Annotated in this window: 8 protein-coding genes; 5 read left to right on the top strand and 3 right to left on the bottom strand. The window is 38.5% G+C overall.

Annotated features, from left to right (window positions below):
* A partial coding sequence (locus RTK36_RS12245; RefSeq protein ID WP_312047535.1) for an S-layer homology domain-containing protein occupies window positions 1-3,168 on the top strand: 3,168 nt, incomplete at its 5' end.
* A 26-nt stretch (window positions 3,169-3,194) separates the two neighbouring features.
* Here RTK36_RS12245 and RTK36_RS12240 read toward each other — a convergent pair.
* Entirely contained in the window at window positions 3,195-3,329 is a 135-nt protein-coding gene (locus tag RTK36_RS12240; protein ID WP_312047534.1) for a helix-turn-helix transcriptional regulator, read from the bottom strand.
* A gap of 107 nt (window positions 3,330-3,436) precedes the next feature.
* On the opposite strand from RTK36_RS12240, the gene RTK36_RS12235 reads away from it, so the two are divergent.
* A complete protein-coding gene (locus tag RTK36_RS12235; protein ID WP_312047533.1) occupies window positions 3,437-3,949 on the top strand; it encodes a helix-turn-helix domain-containing protein in 513 nt (170 codons plus the stop codon).
* A gap of 45 nt (window positions 3,950-3,994) precedes the next feature.
* Window positions 3,995-4,234 carry a hypothetical protein gene (locus RTK36_RS12230; protein WP_312047532.1) on the top strand — a complete coding sequence of 80 codons (240 nt, stop codon included), beginning with the start codon at window positions 3,995-3,997 and terminating at the stop codon, window positions 4,232-4,234.
* 387 nt (window positions 4,235-4,621) lie between these two features.
* Here RTK36_RS12230 and RTK36_RS12225 read toward each other — a convergent pair whose 3' ends face one another.
* On the bottom strand, window positions 4,622-5,074 hold the full coding sequence (locus tag RTK36_RS12225; protein WP_312047531.1) for a hypothetical protein: 453 nt from the start codon (window positions 5,072-5,074) through the stop codon (window positions 4,622-4,624).
* A gap of 363 nt (window positions 5,075-5,437) precedes the next feature.
* Between RTK36_RS12225 and RTK36_RS12220 the strand changes: the two genes are divergently transcribed.
* Both RTK36_RS12220 and RTK36_RS12215 read left to right on the top strand, forming a co-directional pair.
* Window positions 5,438-5,704 carry a type II toxin-antitoxin system Phd/YefM family antitoxin gene (locus RTK36_RS12220; protein WP_312047530.1) on the top strand — a complete coding sequence of 89 codons (267 nt, stop codon included), beginning with the start codon at window positions 5,438-5,440 and terminating at the stop codon, window positions 5,702-5,704.
* Window positions 5,697-5,960, top strand: a complete 264-nt coding sequence (locus RTK36_RS12215; protein WP_312047529.1) for a Txe/YoeB family addiction module toxin — start codon at window positions 5,697-5,699, stop codon at window positions 5,958-5,960. Before RTK36_RS12220 ends, RTK36_RS12215 begins: the two co-directional genes overlap by 8 nt.
* Before the next feature lie 655 nt (window positions 5,961-6,615).
* Here RTK36_RS12215 and RTK36_RS12210 read toward each other — a convergent pair.
* Entirely contained in the window at window positions 6,616-7,182 is a 567-nt protein-coding gene (locus RTK36_RS12210; RefSeq protein WP_312047528.1) for a recombinase family protein, read from the bottom strand.
* Window positions 7,183-7,532 lie beyond the last annotated feature (350 nt).

Here is a 7,532-nt window from a genome sequence, read left to right as displayed (position 1 = left end):
ATGCCAAACGAATCTGCGGTCACGGGGCTTAACACGAGCCTGACGAAAGACTTTAACTTTGCCCCGCAGAATTATGAAGTCACCGTCAACGGCGGTACGGCAAGTCAGTTCAAGGAGGAGGAAGTCACAATTGTGACCATCACAGCATCCGTACCAATTGGTAAGCAGTTTAAAGAGTGGACAGTAGTAAGCGGTGAGGTAACCCTTGCAAATCCAAAGGCAGCAACCACAACCTTTACCATGCCTGCAAACGCAGTAGAGGTTACGGCGACCTATGAGGATATTCCGGCTGGCGTTTCTGTGTCCACCGCCGCCGAACTGAAAACAGCTCTTGAGGCAACCACTTCTCAGACCATTAACGTAACGGCAGACATTACGTTCACGGAACAAATCAAGCAGGGTGCAGATCACACACTGGTAATCCCAAGCGGCAAAACGGTCACCGCTTCAGGTACACTGGGCTATATCCGCATTGGCAGCCATACGCTGATCATAAACGGAGGCGGAACCTTTGTCTGCAATCGTAATGGAAATGCACTATTTAGCACCAACGGTACACTGAATCTGAAAAACATTATCGTTAATATTACTGGAGGTGGTGGTATCTGGGTCAAAACCACCAATATAGATTCTGGTGCAACAGTAAATCTTAATTCCACCACCGGTGACAACTTAATTATACTTGATACTGGGTACACTCTAAACATCAATACGGGCGGAGCCATTCTAATAACTAACTTTAGAAGTATTGCTATAGTGGTTGATGGCGGAACATTGCACATCAACGGCGGCTCACTGGCGTTTGGCAAAGTACAGGATGATAATCAGACTGGCATATGGATAGCAAATGACGGACTACTCAAATACAGCTCTGACATGTTGAATGCAACCGATGGCGCGGTCATCAGTCTTAGCAATTTAACGTCTGTCGAAGGCGTAAGCGGTAAGTTCATAGACGGAGGTTATACGCTTTCGTCTAACGGTAAGATTACCATAGGCGAGGAGGACGCAGCTCCGTCGGCGGACGCTTTGACGGCAGGCTACTACCATTGGAATAGCACAAAAAATGCATTTGAAAAGCAAAGGATAACCATTGAAGAACAGCCGCAGGATGTGACGGTGACCGAGGGTTCCATCACGGGAAGCCTTTCCGTAACAGCCAGTGCTAGCAGCGGAAAGACAATAAGCTACCAATGGGTAGGTGGAGATGAGAGTAGTATCTCCGGTGCGGTTGATGCCGCCTATACGCTACCGATGGATTTGACAGCGGGAACCTATGAATACTATTGCATAGTTGCCGCACCTGACTGTATGGGAGTATATACTCGAACAGTTACTCGAACAGTTACTGTCACTGTCAAACCAGCGGGGGGAGCATCTACCTACGCTGTAACCGTAAATAATGGTACGGCAAGTCTATCCACAGCGGCGGCAGGTGCAAATGTTACTATAACCGCTGGCACCGCACCAAGTAGCAAACGGTTCAAGGAGTGGACGGTGGTCAGCGGCGGCGCAGCCCTTGCAAATAAAAAGGCATCCAGCACCACCTTTACCATGCCAGCAAACGCAGTGGTGGTTACTGCAACCTATGAGGATATTCCGGGTGGTGTAACATCAGTGACTGGAATAACGCTGAATAAAACAGCTCTTTCTCTTTACAGCAACACAAGCACCAAAACCGCAAATCTTACTGCAACAATTACCCCTGCTGATGCTACAGATAAATCCGTTACATGGCAGAGCAGTAATACATCTGTTGCCACAGTGAATGAAAGTGGATTGGTAACAGCAGTTGGCAATGGAACTGCGAAAATTACCGTTACCACAACTGACGGTGGCTATACAGCAGGCTGTACGGTTACAGTTTCAAGCTATACAAGTGGTGGCTCTTCATCAGGTGGAAGCAGTCCTGCAAACACAGCAACGATAAAAGATAATCAGCCAAATCATCCAGTTACCGCAGTGGCTTCAGTAACGGCAACAGTCGGAACAAATGGCATAGCCAGTGCACCTATTTCAGATAAAGCGGTAACCGACGCAATTTCTAAAGCACAAAATGAATTGAAGAAGCAAGGCAAAAGCGCAAACGGTATCTCTGTAGGGTTAGATGTCACCATGCCAAAGGGTGCAACTGCACTGACAGCAACCCTCACACGCAGTTCTCTGAATGGTCTTGTGAGTTCAGGTGTATCAAACCTTGAAATAAACGGCTCTCCTGTTGCTGTCAGCTTTGACAAAAAAGCACTGACGGAGATCCAAAAACAAGCAAACGGCAACATAAATATTACCATTACTCCCCAGTCAGAAATTTCTGAAACGGCAAGGGCAATCATTGGAACAAGACCTGTATATAACATCACTGTTAGCTACGGAAATAACAGTACAGTGTCTAGCTTTGGCCAAGGTGGTGCTACTGTAGCAATCCCTTACACACCAGCGAATGGTGAAGTTATCAATGGTTTGTACGCCGTTTATATAGATGAAAATGGGAATGCAACTCGTGTAGAAGGTTCAACCTATGATACAAACAGCGGAAGTATCCTATTTACTACACCTCATTTTTCTATGTATGGTGTAGGCTATACCGCACCAAAGGAAAAGCTTACTGACATTAGCAACCATTGGGCAAAGGAAAGCATTGAATATGTAGTAGACAAGGGTATAATTGACGGAGCTACGGAAACAACCTTTGCACCAGACACATTTATGACCCGTGAAACACTGGTGACTGCCCTTGGCAGACTTACAGGTGAAGATGTAAGTAGTTATACCACTAGCAGTTTCACAGATGTTAAAGTAGGAAGCGCTTCCCAGCCTTATATTGAATGGGCTTATGAGAAAGGAATCATTCATGGCATAGGGGAGAATCAATTTGCCCCTTACAGGGCAATCACTCGCGAAGAAATTGCTGTGATTATCGCAAACTTTACCAAGGCTACAGGCTACACTTTACCCGCTGAGGGCAAGGCAACTGCATATGCAGATGCTTCCAGTATAGGCAATTACTATAAAACCGCGGTTACAGCGATGCAGCAAGCCGGCATTATGACGGGCGGAACCAATAACAAGTTCAATCCAAAATCAAATGCGACTCGTGGTGAGGTTTCTTCTATGCTTCATCGCTATATCAATCTAACAATTACCTCAGATATCACTGCTAAGGCGTGAAAAATTTCTTCTAGTCAACAGGTGCCTTACGTACCGGTTAGATCATAGACGGAGTTCTCCGTATAGACATTGAGCTGTTGTACCAGCTTGTAAGCGTGGGATTTGGAAGTGCCTAAAATTTCTGCTACTTCCTTTGCGTTAATAAGTGCTGTTTTTGTCATATCAAATCATCCTTTCATCTCATAAAATACTTTTGTATCCGCCAGATATTTTATTTACTTACTTTATTGTTTCTCATACAATAGTATCTATAAGGGTGGTGTGTATCATGAATATAAGTGAGAAAATACAACTTTATCGTAAAGCCAACAAGCTGACCCAAAAGCAACTATCTGAGCTTTCAGGAGTTAGTGAGATTTCTGTACGCAAATATGAAGCAGGGCATAGGTTTCCTAAACCTGAGCAACTGAAAAAAATTGCTTCTGTTCTTGAAATTGGCGGTAATCAGCTTTTAGAGATAGAACTTGATGCCGTAAAAGTAGAAACTGTTGGTGATGCCATGGCACTGTTTTATCTTCTAAAAGAGAAGTTAGGCATGGATTTTGCCTATGACGTAACATCTGAGGATAGCATTGATCCAACTACAATCTATATCCACTTTAAAAACGATAAAATCAATCATTGCCTAGAGCGTATTGCCACTGAGGAAGCAATGGCAGAGCAGTTAAAGCAGTCGCTTGGAGGTCTTAATAATGAAACTGCAAAGACACAGCTTTTAACCGATAAATTTCTTCTTGATTTAACCAAAGAGGAAATGTGCAAGAATGAGAATCTTCTTTGATGCTGTCGGTTGATTGAGAGTATTTATATTAAGTGAGGGGTTTGAATGGATACGAAACAAGAATTTATGGATGCGGTTCATATGGGGCGTGAAATAGAATTCAGCTATTGTGAACAGCATTATTTTGAAAGCCGACACAATGAAAACGACTGGTATATTTATCACGAAGAAACCAAGTACGAACAACATTTTGCCTCTGCGTATGATTTGCTAGCAAATACCATGTTGCAAGGGCGTAATATCAATGATATTTGGGTACAGATAACTATCGACTGCATATTATAAGTGTCCATCCAACTTACTGAATCTTTGTTTAATACAAAAACCCTCCCGTTCCACTAAGTCATAAAACTTAGCTAAACGAGAGGGTTTTCCTCTTGTTATCTTAATTGTAGGGACACCTTAAATTATTGGTCAAAATAATTTTTAGTATCATAGCAGTATCACAGCCTGTTACAAAATGCCACAACCTAGTGTTTAAGCTACTTTGAAGCCGTTTGATGCTTATTCCCACTCAGTTTAAATTCGATTATTTTCCTTCTATATGGCTTAAAAACGTATATGAAACGGTATAAATTATAGGTCAAAATAGGGGTTTTAGGGTTTATAGTACGTTTTTAGTACGCTAGGATACAATTACTAATATAAGAAAATTTCCGCATGGTTTATGGCTTATAATTCTAATTTCCAATCATTATAAGTATAGAAATTGTTATGTGAAATAGGCTTATAGTCAGTGCAGAAATCAAGTAAGTTTCGTGTTCTTTCTATAATGATTGTCGAATTATCTGAAAAATAAAGGCACACTTCATGTACATTTTTAATCTCAATGTCCTTAAAACAAAATATTTCATTATCATTATCACCGTATGGACAAAAGTTACCGTGTCTACAAGATTGGCAACATGCTAAATCAATATTTGATGGAAGAGATTTTTGTAAGTATTTTATTGCATATTCAAAATCAGCGCAAACCTTGGATTTAATAAAGCATTCTCCTGTATTAAGCTCAAAATAAATATCTTGTATTTCTTCATCATCAGATTGCTCATAAAACATAACAGTTGGTAATAGTCTCAAGATGCCATCAACAAGAAAATTAACATTTAAAAATACTTTGTTCACCAAATGACCTCCTTTTAATTAAGAAAATAGAAACTAGCAATACCTTGTGAAATCATGAGGTTGACTTTAAGGATCTACAGTATTGTTTATAGGAACGAACATACCTAAAAGGTTAATTAACTTCTATGATAATAAACTGTTTCAGTCTATTTGGTCAACATCTAATTAAGCTTTTAAAACATGAAGAAATGAATGAAACCTGAGATGTTTCGTAAAGATTAAACAAGTGTATTTATAATTGACAAATAAAGATAAAAGTAGAAATATTCAAATAATTTGAACACACTATTGACGTACAGAATATTGTACTGTATAATCTCACTATAAACGTACAGAATATTGTACTAAGTGGAGGTGTATATTATGTTGGCTGTCAACTATACTAACTTAAGGGAAAACATGAAAGCATATATGGATAAGGTGACAGATGATTATGAAACTATGATTGTCACTAGAAAAGATAATAAGAATGTGGTCATGATTTCTGAAGAAGCTTATAATAATTTAATTGAAAACATTTATGTTACAGATAATAAGCATAACTATGATTGGTTAATGGAGTCAAAAGCTCAACTTGAAAATGGTAATACTAAAACTCATGAGCTGATCGAGGTAAATGAGGATGAATAAGGTATTTACTGAAAACGGGTGGAAGGACTATGAGTATTGGCAAACGGAGGATAGAAAAACATTAAAGAAAATAAATCTTCTTTTGCAGGACATTGAACGAAATGGAAATATTGGCATAGGTAAGCCTGAACCATTGACAGGTAATTTATCAAGGTATTGGAGTAGAAGAGTCAGTGATAAGGATAGGCTGATTTATAAAATTGATGATAAGAATGTTTATATATTGGCCTGTAGGTATCATTACGGAGATAAATAAGTATGTGTGGATGAAAGGGACTTCTATGGAGTCCTTTTTTGTATTAATTCTAAATGCAGTGATGGCAATCAGATCTAAACTATTCTGAATGTTAGGCAACGAAAAATTCTAAAAAGATTTAAGTGTAGGTAAATAATTATGAGTTTTAAAATCAATTATTTTGTATTTTTAATATGCTTTATTGCATAAAACACTCTAATACTATAGGATTTTAAACATTTGGAAAAATCTATTTAACATAAAAAGAGTTTGTTAAATAAGATTTGTGTTTTAAATTTGCCTATAATATATGTCACAAAAAACCTTACTTAACACAATCCTGTAATATGTTAAATAAGAGTTTTACTTGAACAATGGCTGTAAGCCTTGTGGGGAGCGGGTTCTAAGTGTTTTATGTGAATAATGTATTATATTGGGTCTGATTTTATGCAACACCGAAAAAACACAAAAGTGCCGATTTGTGGTGAAATGACACTATGGTTTTTATATGAAGAAAAGTAGAAAAGGTCGCTGTAAATACTGATATTATAGGGTTTAGAGGTTTTGAGTAAACAGTGAACAAAATTTCATTGACTGAATTGATAGTCCATATGCATTGATATACATAGCAAATCGGCACTTTTTCATTATAAGTGCCGATCGAATATTTATACTTTTAAGATTGTGTCTCAGCTTCCATTTGTTTTATGAATTTATCCAAGGTTGGGCGTGTTATGCCTAGTTCTTTTGCAAGTTGTACTTTGTTTACTTCTCGTCTTTTATATCTTTCGTAATGATCTTGAAAATTTTCAACTTTGATTTCCTTACGCCCTTTGTATCTGCCATCCTTTACGGCAAGGGCTATACCTTCTCTTTGCCTTTCTAGAAGGTTGGTGCGCTCAAATTCATTTATTGCGCCTATCATGGTTAACATGAGTTTTCCTGTTGGAGTGGTTGTATCGATGTTTTCCTTAGTGCTAACAAGATGTACGCCTTTGTCTGTAAGTTGCTCAAAGATGGCAAGCAGGTCTTTCGTGCTTCTGGCAATTCTGGAGAAGTCATGTATATAAATTGTGTCTCCCACTCTGGCGAAATCTAACATTTCTTGCAGTTGTGGTCTTTTGGTATCCTTTGCACTTATTTTTTCGGTATACCATTTATCAATATTGTACCTTTTAAGTGACTCTAACTGTCTACCCTCATTTTGTTCAATAGTCGAAACTCTAACATAAGCAAGATTCATAAGAACACCCCTTTTCTATTTATAATTATAGTAATATGTAAATTATACGTCAATAACTTTATTTACAAAATGTAAAATAATTAGAAAATAAACTTTAATTTTACCGAAAAAGGGTGGGGGAAAGACGTAAACTTAGGGTACACCCTATTTTTGCACTTCGATAGACATTTGATATTGATTTTTTAAATCGCATAACGTATATTAAAATTGTGGATGAGGGCTTCGTTTCGGACGTCATAGCTAAGTGCATTGCATTTAGCACCTCAGCCCTTAAAAATGAAATGTGCTCATTAGAACGACTAGGGGCAATTGTAGCCCTTGCTTAGGGAATTAAGTATGTATATAAATAT

It is taken from the genome of Anaerotignum sp., assembly GCF_031981185.1.
In the GTDB taxonomy this organism is placed as follows: Bacteria; Bacillota; Clostridia; order Lachnospirales; family Anaerotignaceae; genus Chakrabartyella.
This window is presented reverse-complemented; position numbering and strand designations above follow the sequence as displayed.

Bases quoted from the DNA above. Each gene is read 5' to 3' on its own strand.
- RTK36_RS12240 (WP_312047534.1), bottom strand. From the start codon at position 3,329: ATGACAAAAACAGCACTTATTAACGCAAAGGAAGTAGCAGAAATTTTA.
- RTK36_RS12235 (WP_312047533.1), top strand. From the start codon at position 3,437: ATGAATATAAGTGAGAAAATACAACTTTATCGTAAAGCCAACAAGCTG.
- RTK36_RS12230 (WP_312047532.1), top strand. From the start codon at position 3,995: ATGGATACGAAACAAGAATTTATGGATGCGGTTCATATGGGGCGTGAA.
- RTK36_RS12220 (WP_312047530.1), top strand. From the start codon at position 5,438: ATGTTGGCTGTCAACTATACTAACTTAAGGGAAAACATGAAAGCATAT.
- RTK36_RS12215 (WP_312047529.1), top strand. From the start codon at position 5,697: ATGAATAAGGTATTTACTGAAAACGGGTGGAAGGACTATGAGTATTGG.
- RTK36_RS12210 (WP_312047528.1), bottom strand. From the start codon at position 7,182: ATGAATCTTGCTTATGTTAGAGTTTCGACTATTGAACAAAATGAGGGT.